Annotated in this window: 18 protein-coding genes; 9 read left to right on the top strand and 9 right to left on the bottom strand. The window is 61.1% G+C overall.

The window, feature by feature from the left end:
- The gene (locus DTW90_RS01030) at window positions 1–870 is read right to left on the bottom strand and encodes an AraC family transcriptional regulator (RefSeq protein ID WP_246664894.1); all 870 of its coding nucleotides are present in this window, start codon (window positions 868–870) and stop codon (window positions 1–3) included.
- 54 nt (window positions 871–924) lie between these two features.
- Here DTW90_RS01030 and DTW90_RS01035 point away from each other — a divergent pair, with 54 nt between their 5' ends.
- Window positions 925–1,332, top strand: a complete 408-nt coding sequence (locus DTW90_RS01035; RefSeq protein ID WP_149336058.1) for a DUF2000 family protein — start codon at window positions 925–927, stop codon at window positions 1,330–1,332.
- A gap of 323 nt (window positions 1,333–1,655) precedes the next feature.
- Here DTW90_RS01035 and DTW90_RS01040 read toward each other — a convergent pair whose 3' ends face one another.
- Window positions 1,656–2,324: an OmpA family protein gene (locus DTW90_RS01040; RefSeq protein WP_132524258.1), complete on the bottom strand. Its 669-nt coding sequence runs from the start codon at window positions 2,322–2,324 to the stop codon at window positions 1,656–1,658.
- Between the two features lie 345 nt (window positions 2,325–2,669).
- Between DTW90_RS01040 and DTW90_RS01045 the strand changes: the two genes are divergently transcribed.
- Complete coding sequence (locus DTW90_RS01045; protein WP_149336059.1) at window positions 2,670–5,150, top strand: UvrD-helicase domain-containing protein; 2,481 nt, start codon at window positions 2,670–2,672, stop codon at window positions 5,148–5,150.
- Window positions 5,151–5,164: 14 nt separating this feature from the next.
- Here DTW90_RS01045 and DTW90_RS01050 read toward each other — a convergent pair whose 3' ends face one another.
- The 3 genes from DTW90_RS01050 to DTW90_RS01060 all read right to left on the bottom strand — a co-directional run bounded on the left by DTW90_RS01050 (window position 5,165) and on the right by DTW90_RS01060 (window position 7,145).
- On the bottom strand, window positions 5,165–5,905 hold the full coding sequence (locus tag DTW90_RS01050; RefSeq protein WP_246664866.1) for a hypothetical protein: 741 nt from the start codon (window positions 5,903–5,905) through the stop codon (window positions 5,165–5,167).
- 61 nt (window positions 5,906–5,966) lie between these two features.
- On the bottom strand, window positions 5,967–6,833 hold the full coding sequence (locus DTW90_RS01055) for an NmrA family NAD(P)-binding protein (RefSeq protein ID WP_149336060.1): 867 nt from the start codon (window positions 6,831–6,833) through the stop codon (window positions 5,967–5,969).
- A gap of 18 nt (window positions 6,834–6,851) precedes the next feature.
- A complete protein-coding gene (locus tag DTW90_RS01060) occupies window positions 6,852–7,145 on the bottom strand; it encodes a hypothetical protein (protein WP_149336061.1) in 294 nt (97 codons plus the stop codon).
- A gap of 116 nt (window positions 7,146–7,261) precedes the next feature.
- Here DTW90_RS01060 and DTW90_RS01065 point away from each other — a divergent pair, with 116 nt between their 5' ends.
- Both DTW90_RS01065 and DTW90_RS01070 read left to right on the top strand, forming a co-directional pair.
- A complete protein-coding gene (locus DTW90_RS01065; RefSeq protein ID WP_149336062.1) occupies window positions 7,262–8,227 on the top strand; it encodes a helix-turn-helix domain-containing protein in 966 nt (321 codons plus the stop codon).
- A gap of 124 nt (window positions 8,228–8,351) precedes the next feature.
- Window positions 8,352–9,230, top strand: coding sequence for an aldo/keto reductase family oxidoreductase (locus DTW90_RS01070; protein WP_149336063.1), 879 nt, complete (start codon window positions 8,352–8,354; stop codon window positions 9,228–9,230).
- Window positions 9,231–9,461: 231 nt separating this feature from the next.
- On the opposite strand, the gene DTW90_RS01075 is transcribed toward DTW90_RS01070, so the two are convergent.
- A complete protein-coding gene (locus DTW90_RS01075) occupies window positions 9,462–11,879 on the bottom strand; it encodes an arylsulfatase (RefSeq protein WP_149336991.1) in 2,418 nt (805 codons plus the stop codon).
- A gap of 1,078 nt (window positions 11,880–12,957) precedes the next feature.
- On the opposite strand from DTW90_RS01075, the gene fucP reads away from it, so the two are divergent.
- The 3 genes from fucP (at window position 12,958) to DTW90_RS01090 (ending at window position 16,170) form a co-directional block, all read left to right on the top strand.
- On the top strand, window positions 12,958–14,238 hold the full coding sequence (gene fucP, locus DTW90_RS01080; protein WP_245512806.1) for an L-fucose:H+ symporter permease: 1,281 nt from the start codon (window positions 12,958–12,960) through the stop codon (window positions 14,236–14,238).
- A 150-nt stretch (window positions 14,239–14,388) separates the two neighbouring features.
- Window positions 14,389–15,018, top strand: a complete 630-nt coding sequence (pncA, locus tag DTW90_RS01085; RefSeq protein WP_149336064.1) for a bifunctional nicotinamidase/pyrazinamidase — start codon at window positions 14,389–14,391, stop codon at window positions 15,016–15,018.
- A 66-nt stretch (window positions 15,019–15,084) separates the two neighbouring features.
- Window positions 15,085–16,170, top strand: coding sequence for a glycosyltransferase family 1 protein (locus tag DTW90_RS01090; RefSeq protein WP_149336065.1), 1,086 nt, complete (start codon window positions 15,085–15,087; stop codon window positions 16,168–16,170).
- A 29-nt stretch (window positions 16,171–16,199) separates the two neighbouring features.
- On the opposite strand, the gene DTW90_RS01095 is transcribed toward DTW90_RS01090, so the two are convergent.
- Window positions 16,200–17,597, bottom strand: a complete 1,398-nt coding sequence (locus DTW90_RS01095; RefSeq protein WP_149336066.1) for a hypothetical protein — start codon at window positions 17,595–17,597, stop codon at window positions 16,200–16,202.
- Window positions 17,598–17,702: 105 nt separating this feature from the next.
- Window positions 17,703–17,957: a DUF2164 domain-containing protein gene (locus DTW90_RS01100; RefSeq protein WP_149336067.1), complete on the bottom strand. Its 255-nt coding sequence runs from the start codon at window positions 17,955–17,957 to the stop codon at window positions 17,703–17,705.
- A 137-nt stretch (window positions 17,958–18,094) separates the two neighbouring features.
- On the opposite strand from DTW90_RS01100, the gene DTW90_RS01105 reads away from it, so the two are divergent.
- Both DTW90_RS01105 and DTW90_RS01110 read left to right on the top strand, forming a co-directional pair.
- Entirely contained in the window at window positions 18,095–18,817 is a 723-nt protein-coding gene (locus tag DTW90_RS01105; RefSeq protein ID WP_149336068.1) for an AzlC family ABC transporter permease, read from the top strand.
- A 2-nt stretch (window positions 18,818–18,819) separates the two neighbouring features.
- Complete coding sequence (locus DTW90_RS01110; RefSeq protein WP_149336069.1) at window positions 18,820–19,128, top strand: AzlD family protein; 309 nt, start codon at window positions 18,820–18,822, stop codon at window positions 19,126–19,128.
- Between the two features lie 10 nt (window positions 19,129–19,138).
- On the opposite strand, the gene DTW90_RS01115 is transcribed toward DTW90_RS01110, so the two are convergent.
- Entirely contained in the window at window positions 19,139–20,977 is a 1,839-nt protein-coding gene (locus DTW90_RS01115; protein ID WP_149336070.1) for an aminopeptidase P family protein, read from the bottom strand.
- Window positions 20,978–21,078: the final 101 nt, after the last annotated feature.

Genomic DNA, 21,078 nt, shown 5'->3' on the forward strand with positions numbered 1-21,078 from the left:
TCAGGCAGACGCCCGCCCTGCCCCGACCATGGCACCCCAAGCGCCGGGCGCAATCCCGAAGGTCTTCTTGAAATGCCGCGTCAGATGGCTTTGGTCGGCAAAGCCCGTGGCAGCGGCAACCTCCGCCAGCGGCTCGCCATCGGCAATCATCGCCTTTGCCCACTGCAGGCGGCGCATCAGCAGGAAGCGGTGCGGGCTTGTGGCGAAAGCAGCGCGGAAATGGCGAGAAAGGGCAAATCGGTCAAGGCCGGTGACCTCTTCCAGCTCCTTCGAGCCGACGCCGCGCAGCACATGAGCTTCGAGATAGTCTCGCGCCGCCCGCGCCTGATTCCACGCGACGGCGCCGAGCGGCCTTTGCAACTGCTTGGCGTGGACAGCAAGACCTGATCCCAGCCGGACGATGAAATCATCAAGGAACAGTTCGTCTAGCGTCTGTTCGAGATCCGTAAGCGCGCTCATCAGGAGCGACGCCAGCGGCCCGTCCTCGATGATGGGATCGTCGACAAAAGGCAAGCTGGCGCCCGCCTGCTCCAGCCCCTCAAGCAGCCGCTGCGGCTCCATGTAGAGCATGCGGTACAGCAGGCCGTCATCCGTAGCCGCGCCGCCGTCATGCAGCTCGCCCGGATGCAGCACGATAACCCGGCCTGGCACGCTGTAGCGCCGCTCGCCCCTATAGGCGAAGGTCTGCACGCCGCGCATCGTCACCCCAAGGCCATAGGTGTCGTGGCGGTGCAGCCCGAAGGCATTACCCCTGAACTGCGCCTGGATGCGCTCGATACCGGGATTGGTGGGCGCCGCGACGATCCGGTCGCGCTCGGCCGGCACGCACGAACGTTCAAGACCTCTAAGTATCTGCCCGGATACATCGATCACTCTTCTATCTCCCGAATCCGCCCCCTTGGCACCGCATGAAAGAGACCATCCATGTTTGATACCAAAATCGCGATCGTTCTGCGAAACAATCTTGCGTCATGGCAAAAGCTGAACGTCACCGCCTTCCTGACATCAGGTATCGTCGGGCAATATCCCGATATCATCGGCGAGCCCTATCGCGACCGGGCGGGCAATATCTACAATGCGCTATCGGTCCAGCCGATCATCGTGCTGTCCGCCGATGAAGAAACGATCGCAGCGGTCCATCGCCGGTCCCTTGAACGCGAAGTGGCAGCCTCCGTCTTCATCGAGGAAATGTTTGCGACGGGCCATGATGCGGCAAACCGCGCGGTCTTTTCGGAATTCGCGCCGGAGGACGCCAAGGTCGTCGGCATTGCGCTACGGGCGGACAAGAAGCTTGTCGACAAGATCGTCAAGGGGGCGAAGATGCATGAGTGAGGGGTGAGGTTTGTGCCGCGCATCCCGCGGTATATGACGGATGGGAACCCCTCATCCGCCCTTCGGGCACCTTCTCCCCAAGCGGAGAAGACGGATGCCGCTGCACCCAAATCACTCCTATTTCGACCGCTGAGATCTGCGAAGCGTCGGCGCTTGTATCTTCTCCCCGAGGAGAGAAGGTCCCGGCAGGGGGATGAGGGGTTCCCACGCAAGCAAGAAGCCCCTCGTCGCGCCGAACCAACCGGCCCTGCGCTTACGCTTCGGGCGTTCGGCGCTGCAATCGATTCACTGGATCGATTGCTCCGGCTACGCCGGACCGCGCCTCACCCATTCTGCGTGAGCGGCGAGATCTGGATCTCGACACGGCGGTTCTGGGCGCGGCCGGCTTCGGTCGCATTGGTGGCAACAGGCTGCGACGGGCCGAAGCCGACGGCCGAGACGCGACGCTGGTCGATGCCCTGGCTGCCGAGATAGCCGGCGACCGAGATGGCGCGGCGCTGCGACAGGTCCTGGTTATGCTGCAGGCTGCCGGTCGAATCCGTGTGGCCGTTGACGTCGATCAGCGACTTGTTGAACTTGCGCAGCACGATCGCGACCGAGTTCAGCGTCGGATAGAATTCCGGCTTCACCGCATCCTGGTCGGTATCGAAGGTGATCGCCGAAGGCATGTTGAGGATGATGCGGTCGCCGACGCGGGTGACGGAGACGCCCGTACCCTGCAGTTGCTGGCGCAGCTCGGCTTCCTGCTGGTCCATGTAGCTGCCGATCGAGCCGCCTGCCAGCGCACCGATGCCGGCGCCGATCAGGGCTGCATTGCGCCGTCCGACCGGCGACCCGCCGACCGCGAGACCAGCAAGGGCACCCAGGCCGGCACCGATCGCAGCGCCGCCTGCCGTATTGGAGACCTTCTGCTGCCCCGTATAGGGATCGGTCGTCGTGCAGGCGCTCAGATAGGTGGCGCAAATGGCTACAAGGACAAGTTTCTTGATCATGGAATCGCTGGTCTCCCCGAATTTGATGTCGAGACCAATATTAAGGAATAAGGCAATATGATGATGAGGCGTTTTCAAGCACTTGGCTCAAGACGCAATTCTTGGCGACCGCTTCCTTAAAGACACAAACGGCACCGATTTCGTTGCCATACACACCGAGCCCCATCCCCTCGCTCGCCCCGGATATTAACGCCACGGCCCAATGCGCGCGCGGCCGCTGAAAATCGGCGCAATGACACTGCGATGCGCGCAATCCAGCATCTCTCTCACATAAATGTGCCCTTTTTGTTCTTATTATCAGCCGTTCCTTTTGCCTTTCGGGGCCGAATCACTACATTGAGCCGCATGACGACCGGATACGACGATATTCCCTTCTTCGATGAAGAGCCCGCCCCGCGCAAACCGCCTGCAGCGGCGGGCGCTCCGCCCGTTGCCGGCGGCATCGCCGCCCGGGCGATGGCCGCGCGCGATAGCGGGCGCCGGCCGGACTACCTCGCCGGCCTCAATCCCGAACAGACGGAAGCCGTCGAGACGCTGGAAGGCCCGGTTCTCGTGCTCGCCGGCGCCGGCACCGGCAAGACGCGCGTGCTGACCACGCGCATCGCCCATATCCTGTCGACCAACCGCGCCTTCCCCAGCCAGATCCTCGCCGTCACCTTCACCAACAAGGCGGCGCGCGAGATGAAGGAGCGCATTGCGCTTCTCGTCGGCGGCGCGGTCGAGGGCATGCCGTGGCTCGGCACCTTCCACTCGATCGGCGTCAAGCTTCTGCGCCGGCACGGAGAGCTGGTCGGCCTCTCCTCCAGCTTCACCATTCTCGATACCGACGACGTCGTACGGCTGATCAAGCAGATCATCCAGGCCGAGGGTCTGGACGACAAGCGCTGGCCGGCCAAGCAGTTCGCCGGCATGATCGACACCTGGAAGAACAAGGGCCTGCTGCCGGCAGACATTCCGGAGGGCGACGCCCGCGCCTTTGCAAACGGCCGCGGCCGCGAACTCTATGCGGCCTATCAGAACCGGCTGAAGACGCTGAACGCCTGCGATTTCGGCGATCTGCTGCTGCACCCGATCGCGATGTTCCGCCAGAACCCGGATATCCTGAAGGACTATCATCAGCGTTTCCGCTATATCCTCGTCGACGAGTATCAGGACACCAACACGGCGCAGTACATGTGGCTGCGGCTGCTCGCCCAGCGGCCGAAGGGCGAGCCGCAGAACGTCTGCTGCGTCGGCGATGACGACCAGTCGATCTATGGCTGGCGCGGCGCCGAAGTCGACAACATCCTGCGCTTCGAGAAGGATTTCCCCGGCGCCAAGGTGATCAAGCTGGAGCGCAACTACCGCTCGACCGAGCATATCCTCGGAGCGGCCGCCCATCTGATCGCCCATAACGAAGGACGCCTCGGAAAGACGCTCTTCACCGACCGCAGCGATCCAGACGACACCAAGGTTCAGGTGCATGCCTCCTGGGATTCAGAGGAAGAAGCCCGCGCTATCGGCGAAGAGATCGAGGCGCTGCAGCGCGGCGATTCATCCGGCAAGAAGCACAATCTCAACGACATGGCGATCCTTGTGCGCGCTTCCTTCCAGATGCGCGAATTCGAAGACCGCTTCGTCACGCTTGGCCTGAACTACCGCGTCATCGGCGGCCCGCGCTTCTATGAGCGGCTCGAAATCCGCGATGCGATGGCCTATTTCCGGCTCGTCTGCCAGCCGGCCGACGATCTGGCTTTCGAGCGCATCATCAACACGCCGAAGCGCGGCCTCGGCGACACCGCCGTCCGCTCGCTGCACGACTATGCCCGCGCCCGCGACATCCCGATGCTGGCGGCTGCCGCCGAGATGGTCGAGACCGACGAGATGAAGCCGAAGCCGCGCAAGGCGCTTTTCGACGTCGTCATGTCCTTCCGCCGCTGGCAGGGCCTTCTTGAGAATACACCGCATACCGAACTGGCCGAGACCATCCTCGACGAGTCCGGCTATACGGACATGTGGAAGAACGACAAGTCGGCCGAAGCGCCGGGCCGACTGGAAAACCTGAAAGAACTGATCCGCTCGATGGACAGCTTCGAGTCCATGCGCGGCTTCCTGGAGCACGTAGCACTTGTCATGGATGCCGAGACCAACGAGAACCTCGACGCCGTCTCGATCATGACGCTGCATTCGGCCAAGGGCCTGGAATTCGACACCGTCTTCCTGCCGGGCTGGGAGGAAGGCCTTTTCCCGCACCAGCGCTCGCTCGACGAAAGCGGCCGCGCCGGTCTGGAGGAGGAACGCCGCCTCGCCTATGTCGGCATCACCCGCGCGAAACGCCGCTGCCACATCTGGTTCGTCTCGAACCGACGCATCCACGGCCTCTGGCAATCCACCATGCCCTCGCGCTTCCTCGACGAACTGCCGATTAATCACGTCACAGTGGCGGAAACCGAGCAATCCTACGGCGGATATGGTCGCGGTGGTGGATATGGCGCCTCACGCTTCGACAAGGCCGATCCCTTCGCCAACAACTATTCCACTCCCGGCTGGAAACGCGCGCAGCAGAACCGCTCGGATGCCACCCGCGACAACTGGGGCACGCGCTCTGGCCACGCCGTCGAGCGCATCGGCTACGGCGAAAGCGGCCCCAAGGGTCGCACCATCGATGGCGAACTTGTCGCAAAGTCCACCTCGACGGAACCGTCGAAATTCGCCGTTGGTGACCGCGTCTTCCACATCAAGTTCGGCAACGGCAACATATCAGGCATCGAAGGCAACAAGCTGACGATCGAATTCGACCGCGCCGGCGAAAAGCGTGTGCTGGACGGGTTTGTAGAAAGGGTCTGAGGCGGAAGGCGGGCTCAGAGGGCCACGCCTGATAGCTCGAACCCTGTAAGATCCGCCGACATGATCACCACGTCCCTGTTCGGCAGCTGATCCGGTCCGCGCGGATAGATGCGGCGACGCGTGGGAAAGATGATCCCATCGAATTCCTGATGATCGTAAAGGTAATGGGCGGCCACGGAGCCTGCGGCAACATCGACGGAATAGTCCTGCCGACGGATCAATCCCTTGTCGTCAAAATAAAGAACCTGCTCGGAGGAATGAGTGACGTAGGATCTGGGGAAGATGACCTTCACTGCCCGCCAGCTTTCCCCGCCTTCATTGTGAAACCCGATCTCCTCACGGTGGATACCGTCCCGCACCAACGAGAACGGTAGCGTGAGATACGTCCACATCGCATAGCCTGCGAAATAGGCCAATTGCGGAGCGCTCCATGGAGCTTCGGGCACGAACGAGTCTCGCGGATTTTGCAGCTCATCAAGGACCGCGCCCTCTGATGTCTCGACAGCCGTTCGATAGGGCTCGAAAATGCCGATGTGCCCTCGGGCCAGGAACGGATCGAACACCGTTCGCTGTTTCCGCGTGTCGATGGTGACTCGCAGCGAGTTCTTCGCGAAAGCCTCCTGGCCTCGCAACTGCAAGGCAAGACCGCCAGGGGTCAGTGTGGCGGAAATCCGCCGGACCTGTTCCCAGCGTTCCAGGCCGCCATGCGCGTCAATCGATGACTTGATGAGTTCGAGCATAAGTGGAGCCTTCATTGTCGTGATCGGCGTGTCCCCGCACTGGGAACACGCCCTTTTGCCGTCTGCCCGTCGCGATCTACTGCCAGACCGCCCGATGCTTCTCAACGAATTCGGCAACCGTCATCGGGCGACGGCCGGTGATCGTCTCGACCACGTTGTTCGTCCCCGCCATAAGCCCCTCTCGATGCATCTCGGCGATGGCCTGGATGTGCTGGGAAAGGAACGGGATGTCCTGACCGGCAACTTCGCGGACCCATTGCTCGCCGGTGATCCTCTCGTAGCGCACCGGCTTTCCCAAGGTCGCGGCAACGATCTCGGCAATCTCCGGCGGCGTCAGCTCGACGGGACCGTAGAGAGGATAGGTCTTGCCGGCATGCTGCGCCGGGTCGGCAAGGATCGCGGCAATGACAGCCCCCTGGTCCTCGGCGGAGATCGGCGCAAAGCGGCCCGTCGGCTCGAAGGCAACCGCATAGCGGCCCTCGCGGATCATGTTGCGCATGTAGAAGAGCCATTCGTTGAAGGCTGTCGGATGCAGATGCGTGACCGGCGTGCCGGCCCAATCGAAGACCTGTTCGGCGAGCCAATGCTGGAGCGCCGAGTCGCTCCTGGCGTCCGACCTGGCCGTCTTCTGCGACATGTTGACGATGAATTCTGCCCTCGCCTCGCGAGCGGCCTGCGCAAAATTCGTGGTGGCCTGCACCAGGCCAGGGCGCATCGGATAGACGAAGTAGGCGCGCTTCATGCCGTCAAAAGCCTGTTGGACGGCGCGAAAGTCGAGCAGGTCGCCGACGACGATTTCGGCCCCGTGGGATTCGAGCTGACGAGCGCGATCGTCGATTTTGTGAACGAAGGCGCGGACAGGAAAGCCCTTCTGCAAAAGGAGCTTCGTCGCGACGCTGCCGGTAGCGCCTGTGGCGCCGCCGATGAGGATAGGAATATTCATTGGCGGCGCCTCCAGCGCTTAGGTGGTCGGCAGCAGGCGCGCCAGCGGCGCGAGCGGGCCGACGGGGATCAGATCGAATGTCATGAAGCCACCTTCGGTCAGCGGAAGCGTGTCCACCGCCGCTTTGGCATCTTCGACAGAGTCGACGTTCATCAGAAAGACCACGCCAAGCCGATCCTGGCGGAACCAGAACTGCTCGATCTTGCCGTCGAGATAGAGTTGAAGCGTATGCGGCACTTCCTTCGGCATGACCTGCTGCTGTTGTTCCGGCGTGGGCGGAGTGGTGATTGCTCCGATAGCAAATACCTTCATGGGGTGTTCTCCTGTGTCAGTGAAATTGTGCCTGTGAGTTATTGGCGAGCGGAACCTAGCCGGCGCGCTGCAAAACCGATATTGTCGTAAATGCCAACTTTGAGGTCATTTACGCCATGCGGATTTCCGTGCTTGCTCTGGACGACGTCTTCGATACCGGACTGACCGTGACGCTCGACGCCTTCGCGCTCGCCAACAAATTTTCATCCCGAATGATGGGAGGCACGCCCCATTTCGACATGACGCTCGTCGGCGTCCGCCGGAAAGTCCGCTCGGGCCTTGGATTCACGATACCCGTGAAGTCCGTGACTGATGAGCTGAAGCCGGATTGGGTGATCATTCCGGCGCTGGCGACGGGAACACCGGAGCAACTTATCCCCGCCCTGGAGCGAGCGGATATGAAGCAGGCGAAGAAGCACCTGCTGAACTGGCATGCCGAGGGCGCGCAGATCGCCGCCTCCTGCATAGGGACCTTCTATCTGGCCGAGGCCGGGCTGCTCGACGGCAGGGAGGCGACGACGACCTGGTGGCTCGCCCCGCTCTTCCGGCAACGCTACCCGAATGTTCGCCTCGACGAGTCCCGGATGCTGATCCCGACCGATATCGGCGTCACGGCAGGTGCTGCGATGGGGCATCTCGATCTCGCCCTTTGGCTGATCCGCAAGGCCAGTCCTGAGTTGGCGGCCGTCGTCTCGCGCTACCTGCTCGCCGACATCAGGTCCTCGCAGGCCTCCTACATCATCCCCAATCATCTGGCTCAGGCGGATCCCCTCGTCCTGCGTTTCGAACGCTGGGCCCGCGAGCATCTCAAGGGCGGATTCTCGCTGCAGGAGGCTGCGAGTGCGCTGGCGACGAGCGCACGCTCATTGCAGCGCCGTTGCCAGGCCGTGCTCGGCAAGTCCCCGCTCGACTATTTTCAGGACCTTCGCGTCGAACGGGCGCAATCCCTTCTCCACGGCAGCGGCCTCGATATCGACGCCATTGCGGCAGAGGTCGGCTATGTCGATGGAGCAACGCTACGCACACTCCTGCGCCAGCGCCTTGGACGGGGAGTCCGCGACCTGCGTGCCGATCTGCGGTGATCGCCCGGAAAATCGAGATCGACCTTCACTGTTCGCCATTCCGCACAGACCGTACCGATTACACCCCGTTATCGCGCAAGGCCGTATCGTCTATTTCTCTCTCATTCTGAAAAGGAGATAAGACATGACCAGCATCGAACAGTCAGGCACGTTCACCCTCGGCGACCGACCAGTAAAGCGGCTCGGCTACGGCGCCATGCAGCTCGCAGGCCCCGGCGTATTCGGCCCGCCCAGAGATCATGACGCGGCGCTTGCCGTGCTGCGCGAAGCCGTGGCGTCAGGCGTCGATCACATCGACACCTCGGACTTCTATGGCCCGCATGTCACCAATCAATTGATCCGCGAAGCCCTTCACCCCTATGCCGACGACCTCGTCATCGTCACCAAGATCGGCGCCAGGCGCGACGACAAGGGAGCATGGCTCCCGGCCTTCGCACCGGAGGAACTGGCGAAGGCGGTGCACGACAACCTGCGCAATCTCGGGCTGGACGCACTCGATGTCGTCAACCTCAGGATCATGTTCGACACTCATGGTCCTGCGGAAGGCTCGATCGAAGCGCCGCTGACCGTCCTTGCCGAACTCCAGCAAAAAGGCCTCGTCCGTCGTGTCGGGCTGAGCAACGTTACGGCTGCCCAGATCGCGGAAGGACGAAAGATCACCGAGATCGTCTGCGTGCAGAACCAGTATAATCTGGCGCATCGCAGCGACGATGCCCTGATCGACGCCCTCGCCCGTGACGGCATCGCCTACGTGCCCTTCTTCCCGCTCGGCGGCTTCAGCCCGCTGCAGTCATCGACCCTGTCGGATGTCGCGACGCGCCTTGGCGCTACCCCCATGCAGGTGGCGCTGGCCTGGCTGCTCCATCGCGCGCCCAATATTCTCCTGATCCCCGGTACTTCCTCTGTCGGGCATCTCAGGGAGAACCTTGCCGCGGCAGAGCTCGAGCTGTCGGACGACGTCATCAAGGAACTGGATTCAGTGGCAAAGCTCGACCATGCCTGATGAGCATCGACCGCGTCGCGCCCGCTTGCAGCAGGCTGATCGGTCACACCAAGGGTGCGCAGATAGCGCACCCTGCATCCGGGGGTAACTGGTGTTATGCAGCAAATGCAACCAATGACTACTTTCGGCCCATAGCGGACGTTGGACAGCATGTAGCCGGAGGAACCTGATGGAGCCTTATGCCTATAGTGCGTAGTTGTTCGCTTTGGCGAGCTTACCACGGGCAATTGCTTATTCATTTGCTCCTAGCTGTGTCGGGCCTAGCTTGAAGGCAACCTGGTCGAGCTTTCCGGTGAACGGGAAAGGCACGCTGTAGTCACCGTCATCGACGGGAGTTCTGGTATCGACACCCACGTCGAAGGTTTCATCGATTGACATGATGAAGGGCACGGTGTGCGGGACTTTCTGGTTGGCGACTTCCTTGCCGTCCACCTTTAGCACGCCGGTGCCCCCCTTTCCGAAGCCGGGGCCATCGTAAGTGAAGTCGAAAACGATAGTGTGCTTGCCCGGTGCCAGAGCGTCCTGCCCTTCCCAGCGAAAGCGTTCAAGGTCAACGAGGTTGTAGAGGAACACCGGCTTGCCCTTGAGCAGATAAAGGCCATAGCCACCGAAGCGGCCACCCAAGGTCGCGATCATTCCCTCTGCTCCGCTTTGGGGAACATCTACTTCGGCGGTTATGGTGTAAGACTTGTCCAGGATACTTGGTGCGTCACTAACCGGTATCCCGGACACCTCGCCCTGGTAGGTGAAGAGGCTTCGCCCTGCAGTCGCGCTCGGCCGCGGCGCTATGATGCGTGGCAGGACGGAGTTGTCGAGAGGAAATACATTGTACTTCTCCGCCTCCACCAGGAAAAGCTGCTGCAGTTCGCGCAGCTTGTCGGGCATTTTGGCCGCGAGGTCGTTGTTCTCCGAATAGTCGTCGGTGAGGTTGTAGAGCTCCCATTTATAGCCGTTGATGACATCCTCGGGGAGCTTGGCGGTGCCGAGGAGCCAGGGTGGGGCCGGCGGTGTCGTCGCCGCGATCCAACCATCGTGATAGATCGCGCGGTTCGCGAACATCTCGAAATATTGCGTGGTGCGTTTCGAGGGAGCGTTGGCGTTGGCCTTGTCGAAGGTGGAGGCCATGCTCACCCCCTCGATCGGCTTTTGCGCAATGCCGTTAACAACCAGAGGCGCTGGGATGCCGGTCACCTCCAGTATGGTCGGCACGATGTCGATCATGTGGTGAAACTGCGTGCGGATCCCGCCCGCATCGTTGATATGGCCGGGCCATGCGATCACCATACCCTGTCGGGTGCCGCCGAAATGCGACGCCACTTGCTTGGTCCATTTGAACGGTGTGTCAAACGCCCATGACCAAGCGACGGACATATGTGGATAGGTTGGAGGGAGTCCCCAGGCATCATAGGCCTTCAACTGATCCGCGATCGGAAGATCGAGAATGCCGTTGTAGGCGGTCATCTGGTTTGGCGTGCCGACAGTGGTGCCTTCCGCGCTGGTGCCGTTGTCGCCGCTGATATAGATGATCAGAGTGTTGTCGAGCTTCCCCTCGTCCTCGACCTCCTGGATTACCCGGCCAATCTCATGGTCGGTGTAGGCGGCATAAGCGCCGAACACTTCCGCCTGATGCGCGAACAGTCGCTTTTCGTCGGCAGTTAACGTGTCCCATTTTTTCAGATCATCCGGCCAGGGCGTCAGTTCGGTGTTCGCGGGGATCACGCCAAGCCGCTTCTGGTTGGCGAAGATCTGGTCGCGCAGGGCGTTCCAACCCATGTCGAACTTACCCTTGAACTTGTCGATCCACTCCTTGGTTGGCTGGTGCGGAGAATGGGTGCCACCTGGGACATAGTAGAGGAAGAACGGCTTGTCGGGCGCGGCTGAGTTGAGCTGCCGCAAATGGCGGATCGCTTCGTCCGCCAGATCGGTGGTCAGGTTGTAGTCTGGCTTCCCGACCCAGGGGAAAATCTGCGTCATGTTCTGATAGAGGTAGGGCGTCCATTGGTCGGTCTCGCCGCCCATGAAGCCGTAAAAATAATCGAACCCCATGCCGACAGGCCATTGGTCGAATGGCCCGGCCGCACTGTACTGGTAGCTCGGGGTGTTGTGGTTCTTGCCGAACCAGGATGTCGCGTAGCCACTTTGCTTCAGGATCGTGCCGATGGTGGCATTGTCGACGCCCATGACGCTGTCGTAGCCGGGATAGCCGGTGGATTGCTCGGAAATGATGCCGAAGCCGACCGAGTGGTGGTTCCGTCCGGTGATCAACGCGGCCCGCGTCGGTGAGCAAAGTGCGGTCGAATGGAACTGAGTATAACGCAGCCCCATTTGCGCTATTCGATCCATTGTCGGCGTCGGGATTACGCCGCCGAACGTGCCCGAAACGCCATAGCCCTGATCATCGGTCATGATGAGGAGGATGTTAGGAGCACCCTTGGGCGGCACCACTTGGGGCGGCCAATACGGTTTCGACTGACTGGCCTGAAGGTTGATTTCGCCGCCGAACGGTGTTGGTTGTGGGGGCAAGTATCTCCCATCAATCGTCGTCGTTGCATCGGGCGAGCCCTGCGTGCCGGTGACCTGCTGAGCGTATGCCGCGCCGACCGACAAGGCCAAAGCCGCGGCGGTCGAGGCCAATGAAATCAATCTCATAGGTTTCATGACGGTTTCTCCAACTAAGTGATGATCGAATTTCCTTTCATTCCATACGGTTCATTCACTTGCGGTAGGCGACGTCTGACCATTGAGGCCCAACATGCGAGTATAGCACAATGGTCGAGCGGTTCGGCCAGTAAGATCGGATTAACCCCGTCCCGGTCGCAATGCGAAACGCCAGCGATTGCAGGGCTCGTCGACGTAATCGATTTCAGCGTCAGCCCCACAAGATTCTGGTCGAGGGCCGTCGTGTTGCTGTGGCGACGGGCCATGGCGGCTTTTGGCGCAAAGCTGCTATAAACGTCACCGTTGGTGGCATGTGCTACCGAATTCCAGATTTAACCGGACCACCAGAATGGCGGAAGGGGTAGTGTGAGCGAACCATGATGACAAAACGTTCGCGTAAGCGCAGCGAATACAATGGTTTACCCAACATGTCCTGTCGCGTTTTCCCCATCCCCTCACCCGCGCCTACAATTCCTTCGTTCCGTCCTCGGATACGCTGCCAGGCGTGGCAGTGAGGCGGGACCGGCGCTGGATGTTGGAGAACGACGCAAGCTCTCTCATTCGGGGTCCGCAGAAAATGGTCTCCCTCCGAAGACGGCGAAGAGGCAACTCTTCGGGTTTCGCTTCGGGCGTGCCTGTGCGGCACACATGGTTTCCGTCCGAATTGGCACTCGGGTTCAACGGAAGTCGCAGAGAGACCGGAGTTGCGGGCATAAACCGCCGAACGGGGCGCTGAAAGGTGTCACCTATTATATTTCACTACGAGGCAGCTTTCAGCGCCCCGTCCGAACTTTGACAATCGAATCACCAAGGGCGGAGTCCATTTAGAAATGCGAAAATCGCATAACTTCGGAAGAAGACAAGTCATTTATTCATTGCTGCATTGCGGAATAAACGCTGCTTAGACGCTACCAATAATCGGCCAATGGCATATATCCATCCAGCGGCTTTCAGCATTTCGCGCTTTCCGCGTTTTCCCGCCAAGCCGCTGCCAGCCTGCTGTCCCGCGGGAGCGGAGGGGTTTACCGCTGGCAGGACCAATATTTTGAGGATCAAGAAAGTGGCTGGAATAACAACAAGCAGCTCTGCCACCGCCCGCGCCGGCACATCCGCGCAACAAGGCCAGAGCAACTACCAATTCGCGCTCATTGCGCTGACCTCGCTCTTTTTCATGTGGGGCTTCATCACCTGCCTGAACGACATTCTGGTACCGCACCTCAAGAATGTCTTCCAGCTGAACTACGCGCAGTCGATGCTGATCCAGCTCTGCTTCTTCGGCGCCTATTTCATCATTTCCCTGCCGGCCGGCGCACTCGTCAAGCGCATCAGCTATAAATGGGGCATCGTCGTCGGCCTGGCAATTTGCGCCGTCGGTTGCGTGCTCTTCATTCCGGCTGCCAGCTACCGCGTCTACGCCCTCTTCCTCGGCGCGCTCTTCGTGCTTGCCACCGGCGTTACCATCCTGCAGGTGGCCGCCAATCCCTATGTGACAGTGCTCGGCGCCCCTGATACGGCAGCATCCCGCCTGAACCTGACCCAGGCCTTCAACTCGCTCGGCACCACCATCGCACCGATTTTCGGCGCCATGCTCATCCTCGGCGCGGCCACCGTTGCCGCCACCAACGCGACACCCGAACAGCTGGATGCGATGCACGCCAGCGAAGCCGCCGCCGTCAAGTTCCCCTACCTGTTGCTTGCCGCCGCGTTCCTCGTCCTGACCATCATCTTCGCCATCCTGAAGCTGCCGGAAGTCGAAAACGAAGACGAGATCAAGCCGATGCGCGACACCGGCTCGGCATGGCAATTCAGGCACCTCGTGCTCGGCACGATCGGGATATTCCTCTATGTCGGCGCCGAAGTCAGCGTCGGCTCGTTCCTCGTCAACTTCCTGAGCCAGCCCGACATCGGCGGCCTGTCGGAGGCCGATGCGGCCCACTATGTCTCCTATTTCTGGGGCGGCGCCATGATCGGCCGTTTCGTCGGCGCTTTCCTGATGCGCTTTGTTGATGACGGCAAGGCGCTCGCCTTCAATGCTGCCATCGCGATCATTCTGCTTCTCATCACCGTGCTTTCGACCGGCCATGTCGCCATGTGGTCGGTGCTGGCTGTCGGCCTGTTCAACTCGATCATGTTCCCGACGATCTTCTCGCTGGGTGTACATGGCCTTGGCCGCTACACCAGCCAGGGGTCGGGCATTCTGGTTCTCGGCATCGTTGGCGGCGCGGTCCTGCCCGTCATTCAGGGCTTCCTCGCCGACACGATCGGCATCCACCTCGCCTTCCTGATGCCCGTCATCTGCTACATCTACATCGCCTATTACGGTCTCAAGGGCCACAAGCCGGCCAACTGAGACCCGGCAAGCCGGTCATACCGAGCCCCGCCGTTCCCACGGCGGGGCTCTGCTTCAGGACGACGCCTGTTTGAGTGAGAACAGCACTTGATCCCTGCCCCTGCCCTTGGCATCGTGCCAACGCAATGAAGGTAAGGAAGGACGTCATCCATGAAAGCCCTGCTGCTCATCGACATCCAGAACGGCTTCTGCCCCGGCGGTAACCTCGCCGTGCCCGAGGGCGATCAGGTAGTGCCGCTCGCCAACGCACTGATCGATAGCGGCAAATACGACCTCGTCGTCGCCTCGCAGGACTGGCATCCGGAGGATCACGGCAGCTTCGCCTCCACCCATGCCGACAAGAACCCCTTCGATATGGGCGTGCTTTCGGGCAAGCCGCAAATGCTATGGCCCGACCACTGCGTCCAGGGAACCGACGATGCGGAACTGCATCCGGACCTCAATATCGACGGCATCCACTTCATCCAGCAAAAGGGCCAAAAGCAGCACATCGACAGCTACTCCGCCTTCCGCGACAACGATCAGGAGGCCCATACCGGCCTTGCAGACTACCTTCGTTCGCAAGGCGTCACCGAGCTCGACATCTGCGGCCTTGCGACCGATTATTGCGTGAAGTTCTCCGCTCTCGATGCGGTCGATATGCTGCCCGGCGTCAAGGTGCGCTTCATCGAGGACGCCAGCCGCGGCATCGATCCCGTCGGCGTGACGGCCGCCATGGAAGAAATGGTGTCTCGCGGCATCGATATAACCTCCAGTAGAGCAATCTTGGCTGGATGGTAATGTTGCTAAGTCTTAATTCACGAAAATAGCGGAAGCTGCCCCGAAAAATGATACGGGGCTTTGCGCTTGCAGACGATCACGATCAACGGCCGCTTCCTGGGACAGCCGCTCTCCGGCGTGCAGCGCTTTGCCCGGGAACTGACGCTTGCGCTTGACCGGAAGATCGCAGCCGGGACAGTTCCTGATGCATTGAAGGGCGCAAGCTGGCGTCTCGCGGTCCCAGGCGACGCGCCTGCCGATATCGATCTCAAGGCGATAACAGTGGATTCCTTCGGCTCCGGCCCCGGTCATCTATGGGAGCAGACGGCGCTCTACCGGCGTTCGCGCGGCGGCCGCCTCATCGGGTTCGGCGGCAGCGGCCCGTTGTTCGGACGCCGCCAGCTGGTGGTCATCCACGACGTCACCATTTTCCGCCATCCGCAGTCCTTCAGGCGCAGCTATCGGCTTCTGCATGGCGCACTCGGCTTTGCCCTGACCCGGACCGCCAAGATCGGTACGGTCTCGGAGTTCTCCCGCCGGGAACTGGCATCGGTTTTCCGCGTACCGGCCTCGGGTATCGACGTCATCTACAATGCGGTCGATCACTTCGCCACCATCGTCCCGGACGAAAGCATCATCGGACGGCTGGGTTTGGAAACAGGCGGATTCTTCCTGCTCGTCGGTACGATGAAGCCGAACAAGAATCTCGATTTTGCCATCCGCGCCTTCGAGGCCTTGGGTCAAACAGGGCAAAAGCTGGTGGTGGTTGGCGGCACCGCGCCAACAGTTTTCCGGGCCAAGGGTGCAGCCTCGACGGGAAAGATCATCTATGCCGGTCGCCTGACCGATGCGGAAATCGCCGCATTGGAGCGCCATGCCACGGCCTTCATCTTCCCGAGCCTCTACGAAGGGTTCGGCATTCCTCCACTGGAAGCCATGACACAGGGCTGTCCCGTGCTCGCTGCCGACATCCCGTCTATTCGCGAGGCTTCCGGTAAAGCAGCACTCTATTTCGATCCGGTGAAGGAACATGAGCTGGTCAGCGCGATGAAGCGAATCACTGCCGATCAGGACCTGCGGGATGAACTGCGTGCAGAAGGCCGGCGAAATGTCGCCCGCTTCTCCTGGGATGCCAGTGCCGACCGCGTGCTTGAACTGCTGGAAAAACTCTAGCCCTCACATCCCCGCCGCTGCGGAGCGATCTATGATGCTGCCTGCAGACGGAACATGCGGGTAAAATAGCTATGCAGTCCCAGCAGGCAGAAGACCGCGCCCCCGACAATGCCCGCACCGACGGAAATCCAGAGACTGTAGTCGAAACCGGCGGTCGCCAGCACAGGCACGGCAAGCCCGGCCGCAGAGAGCACGACCGGCTGCCAGATGAAATCGAAGGGCAGCGACAGGAGCACGCGGATGCCGATCAGCATCGCGATGAATGCCCCAACCATGCCGCCCGCCATCAACGCGCCGCTGCTCGCGGAGATCAGGTGCCCGGCAGCAAGCGTGCCGCCGTTCAGCAGCAGGCAGTCGGCCACCGACAACAGGAAGATCGACAGCAGACGGTGTCGCAGATGCGCGGGCGTCGGCAGCATGTTGAGCGTGATTGCCCTAAAGACGGCAAGGCCAGTGACGAAGGGAGCAGCCGCGAGAAACCCGTCCCGCAGGCCGGCGGAAACGACGAAATATCCAACCGGCTGCAGCAGCGCAAAAATGCCGGCAGCGGTCATCAGCGTGAAGCCGGTCAGCAGCGAATAATATTCGCCGAGACGGTGCCGCAGGGCGGGTGTCTCGCCGTCCCGGTCGTAATGGGCAACCACATCGGGATACTGGATCGCCTGCAGCGCCGACACGATCAGGATGAACGGCCGTTGCAGCAGATCGAGCGCCAGCAGCGCGCCGGCCGCACCTTCCGCGCCAAGGCTTGCAGTCAGGATCGACTTAAGCCCGAGCGGCGCCAATATGCCGACGACGGAGGCGCCCGCGGCAACACTGCCGTAGACGAAATGCTTGCGCACCAGCGTTCTGTCGAACGGTGCGCTTTCCTGCAGCACGCCGCGCGTCAGGAGAAAGGCAAGCAGGCTGTAGCCGACATAGCCGGCAAGGAGCCCGGCAACAGTAAAGGTGAATGTCGGCGAGATCGCAGCGCCGGCAAGCGTGCCTGCCGCAAGGATCGTCGCGCGCGAACCCTGCAGCCGGGAAAAGGCGCGGAACTGCTGGCGAAAGCGCAGCATGGTCAGATGCAGATCGCTCGCACCCTGGAGAACGGCCACGAGACCGCCGAGCAAGGCGACTTCCGGCGGCACGCCGAAGAAGATGGAGGCGACGCCAGCCAGGATGCAGAGAACGGCACAGGCGGAAAATTCAACCGTCAGCGCCTTGCGCTCCGAAGCCTCGCTGCCTTCCCTCTGGCCGGGATAGAAACGGCTGCAAGCAAAGCGGATCCACTCGAAACAGAAGATGGCCGCAAACTGGCTGATGGAGATGAACAGGGAATAGCCGGCATAATCGGACGGCGACAGCAGATGCGCGACGGCGATCAGCAGCCCGAAGGCCACCGCTGCCTGATAGAAATATGCCGTCAATGCCACGATCTTTGCCATGGCCGCCATTATGCGCAAAAAGCTGAGGAAAATGCTAAATCGGATGCACAAATGCCGTTTGACGGCCGATTTGGCACGGCTGCCGGCGAAGGACGCGTGCCGAATTCAGCCCTTGTCGTCGGGCAGTCGCTCCAGCAGATAGATGGCCTCGCTGGCATCCTCCATCTTCTTCAGGAAGGCCGCCTGCGCATCGCGAAGACCTTGATTATAGTAATGCGCGCCGATCGTCGTCGCGAATAAATCCAGCAGGAATTCGGCAGGCAAAACACCGATTTTCTGGTCGAGTTCGTCGCTGAAATGTCGTTGAATCCTGGAGACGATCTCGGCCTTGTCTTCCCTAGAAAACTCGATCTTCTTCATAGGTTCCTCCCCTCCACGCCCCCAGAAAACTTCAGGAATCGTTCAGCGAAATCAATAGGACAATTCATGAAATTCAATTGCCATCGGAGAGTGCGCACCTTACACAGCCTCACGTTCGGCGGGGATGGAAGCCACATATGAAGAGGACGGACTTTCTCGAAGGCCTGCGCGGCGGCATTCCGGTCGGGCTTGCGTCAGCGCCGTTCGGTGCGCTCTTCGGTGCTTTGGCCCGTGATCAGGGCATGTCGCTCGGCGAACTCACGCTGATGAGCGGCACGGTCTATGCCGGCGCAAGCCAGATGGTCGGCCTTGATTTGTTCGGCCACAATGTCCAAGCTTGGCTGATCGTACTCTCGATCCTGGCGGTGAACTTTCGCCATGTGCTCTATTCCGCTGCGATCGCCCGCTACATCCGGCATTTCTCGCCCGTCGAAAAATTCTTCACCTTCTTCCTGCTGGTCGACCCGCAATTTGCGGCAGCCGTCAAGCGCGGCGAGGAAGGCAAGCGCGTCACCTTCATCTGGTATCTCGGCTTTGCCCTCGTGATCTATGTGCCCTGGGTGATCGCAAGCCTCATCGGCGGATTGCTTGGCAGCCTGATCGGTGATCCGAGATCGATCGGCCTGGACATCCTTTTGCCGATCTATTTTCTCGGCATCGTCATCGGCTTCCGCAGCAGAGACAATTTTTTGCCGGTCGTCGCAGCCAGCGCCATCGGTTCCGCCATTGCCTTTCGCTATGTCGGCTCGCCCTGGCATGTCAGCCTCGGCGCACTGGCCGGCGTCCTGCTCGCAGCGCTGCTGCCGCCCGTGAAGGCCAACCGCAAGCCTGATCTCGTTCACGAAAACCACGAGGCCTGACGATGACGCAATTCGATCCGCATATGGTCCTGCTGATCTTCGCCGCCGCCGTGGTCACCTACCTGACCCGCATCGGCGGCTTTATCCTCATCACCCGCATGACCCGCATCCCGCCCCGTGTCGAAGCGGCGCTGAACGCGGTTCCCGCCGCCGTGCTGACCACGCTTGTGGCGCCGGCCTTTTTCATCGGCGGCTGGGATGTCAAGGTCTCGCTGCTCGTCGCCCTATTGGTCGGGCTGCGCTTCTCCTCCACGCCGATGCTGATCGCCGGATGGATCGTCGTCATGGCGTGGCGATATCTGGCCGGTTAAGATTTGCCGCTCAGAAACTGAGCGGCAGGGTGGCATTCTCAAGCCACGCGCGGATGTCATGATCATGGATCAATGGCATAAGCGCTTCGCGGGTGCGGGCATGGTAATCATTGAGCCAATGCAGCTCCTCATGCGTCAGCAGTTCCGGAATGACGAGGCTGCGGTCGATCGGGCAATAGGTCAGCGTCTCGAAGCCGAGCATGGCCATGTCGCCGCCTTCGATCTCCTCGGCGTCGCGAACATAGATCAGGTTCTCGATACGGATGCCGAAGCTGCCGGGACGGTAGTAGCCGGGCTCGTTGGAGAGGATCATGCCGGGCAGCAGTTCCTGCGTCGACAACCGCGAAATACGCTGCGGCCCCTCATGCACCGAGAGATAGGACCCGACGCCGTGGCCAGTGCCATGGGCATAGTCGGCACCGGATTTCCAGAGCGCGATGCGCGCCAGCGGATCAAGATCGCAACCCCGCGTGCCCTTCGGGAAGCGCGCGGTGCTGATAGCGATCATGCCCTTCAACACCAGCGTGAAGAACTGCCGCTGCTCTTCCGGTACCGAACTGCCGATCCCGACCGTGCGGGTGATGTCGGTCGTGCCGTTGATATATTGCGCACCGGAATCGACCAGATAGAGCTCGCCCGGATTGAGCGGCCGGTCCGTCGCGGTCGTGACGCGGTAGTGGATGATGGCACCATGATCTCCGGCACCTGAAATCGTGTCGAAGGAGATGTCCTTGAGCGGGTTCTGCATGTCCCTGCCGACCTTGGCGCGGACTGCCTCCAGCTTCTGGGCGGCAGCGATCTCGCTCACCGTGCCCGGCTTGCTGGTCTCGAGCCAATAGAGGAATTCGACCATGGCCGCGCCGTCCTGCAAATGCGCCGCAGCCGAGCCGTTAAGTTCTGCGGCGTTCTTGCGTGCACGCGGCAGCTTGGCCGGATCCGTTCCTTCGACGACCTCGCCGCCCTCGCGACGGATCAGGTCGGTAAGCGCATAGGCGCAGAGATCGGGATCGACGAGAATGCGCCCGCCCCCGGCAGAGATCGCCGACAGCCGCGCGGAAAGCTCGGAAGGCTCAAGCTGGGCGCAAATCTGCCCGAGATAGGCCTCGGCCTCGATCCGCGTCTTGCGCTTGTCGAGGAAGAGATCGGCCTTGCCTGTCGCATAGACGATCGCCCGTGCCAGCGGATGCGGCGTATGCGGCACGTCATTGCCGCGAATGTTGAAGATCCAGGCAACCGAAGATGGATCCGTGACCAATACGGCCGCGAGGTTCTTCTTCTCCAACTGCTGCGCGATGACGGTCAGCTTGTCGGTGGCAAGGATGCCTGCCTGCGCCACGTTCTGGATGATGACGTCGCCCAACGGCTCGGCCGGCCGATCCTTCCAAAGCCGGTCGAGAGGGTTGTGCGGAAGGAATACCAGCGAGCCACCGATCTCGCCCAGCGCTTTTTCAAGGCGGCGCACTTCGGCGCCCGTATGCAGCCACGGATCGATGCCGAGCTTCAGTTCCGTCGGCGCATGGTTGGTGAGCCACACATGCGGAGGTTCGTTGACGAGATCGCCGCCGGTGAACACCGTCTGGTCGACTTGCTCGACGAGCTGCGTCGTGTACCGTCCATCGACAAAAACCACAGCCTGCGACTGTGTCACCAAAGCAACACCGGCCGACCCTGTGAAGCCTGTGAGCCAGGCAAGACGCTCCGAACAGGCCGGCACATATTCGCCCTGAAATTCATCAGCACGAGGCACCAGAAAGGCATCTATGCCGAGCGCGGCAAAAGCGGCCCTGAGGCCGGCCACGCGTTCAGGGCCGAATTGCGGGGTGGAAGTGACGTCAAAAGACTGGAACATGGCTTATCCGAATGGCTGAACTGGAATTTGCGCAGCAAGCTGCCCGCCCATGTTATCCGAATTTGACGCCAGCGGGAGAGAAGATCGGAGAAAATCCGCAT

The sequence above is a fragment of the Neorhizobium sp. P12A genome, assembly GCF_008365395.1.
GTDB lineage: Bacteria > Pseudomonadota > Alphaproteobacteria > Rhizobiales > Rhizobiaceae > Rhizobium.

Excerpts from the sequence above, each read along its gene's own strand:
- DTW90_RS01035 (WP_149336058.1), top strand. The coding sequence starts at position 925 with ATGTTTGATACCAAAATCGCGATCGTTCTGCGAAACAATCTTGCGTCA.
- DTW90_RS01040 (WP_132524258.1), bottom strand. The coding sequence starts at position 2,324 with ATGATCAAGAAACTTGTCCTTGTAGCCATTTGCGCCACCTATCTGAGC.
- DTW90_RS01045 (WP_149336059.1), top strand. The coding sequence starts at position 2,670 with ATGACGACCGGATACGACGATATTCCCTTCTTCGATGAAGAGCCCGCC.
- DTW90_RS01050 (WP_246664866.1), bottom strand. The coding sequence starts at position 5,905 with ATGAAGGCTCCACTTATGCTCGAACTCATCAAGTCATCGATTGACGCG.
- DTW90_RS01055 (WP_149336060.1), bottom strand. The coding sequence starts at position 6,833 with ATGAATATTCCTATCCTCATCGGCGGCGCCACAGGCGCTACCGGCAGC.
- DTW90_RS01060 (WP_149336061.1), bottom strand. The coding sequence starts at position 7,145 with ATGAAGGTATTTGCTATCGGAGCAATCACCACTCCGCCCACGCCGGAA.
- DTW90_RS01065 (WP_149336062.1), top strand. The coding sequence starts at position 7,262 with ATGCGGATTTCCGTGCTTGCTCTGGACGACGTCTTCGATACCGGACTG.
- DTW90_RS01070 (WP_149336063.1), top strand. The coding sequence starts at position 8,352 with ATGACCAGCATCGAACAGTCAGGCACGTTCACCCTCGGCGACCGACCA.
- DTW90_RS01075 (WP_149336991.1), bottom strand. The coding sequence starts at position 11,879 with ATGAGATTGATTTCATTGGCCTCGACCGCCGCGGCTTTGGCCTTGTCG.
- pncA (WP_149336064.1), top strand. The coding sequence starts at position 14,389 with ATGAAAGCCCTGCTGCTCATCGACATCCAGAACGGCTTCTGCCCCGGC.
- DTW90_RS01095 (WP_149336066.1), bottom strand. The coding sequence starts at position 17,597 with ATGGCAAAGATCGTGGCATTGACGGCATATTTCTATCAGGCAGCGGTG.
- DTW90_RS01100 (WP_149336067.1), bottom strand. The coding sequence starts at position 17,957 with ATGAAGAAGATCGAGTTTTCTAGGGAAGACAAGGCCGAGATCGTCTCC.
- DTW90_RS01105 (WP_149336068.1), top strand. The coding sequence starts at position 18,095 with ATGAAGAGGACGGACTTTCTCGAAGGCCTGCGCGGCGGCATTCCGGTC.
- DTW90_RS01110 (WP_149336069.1), top strand. The coding sequence starts at position 18,820 with ATGACGCAATTCGATCCGCATATGGTCCTGCTGATCTTCGCCGCCGCC.
- DTW90_RS01115 (WP_149336070.1), bottom strand. The coding sequence starts at position 20,977 with ATGTTCCAGTCTTTTGACGTCACTTCCACCCCGCAATTCGGCCCTGAA.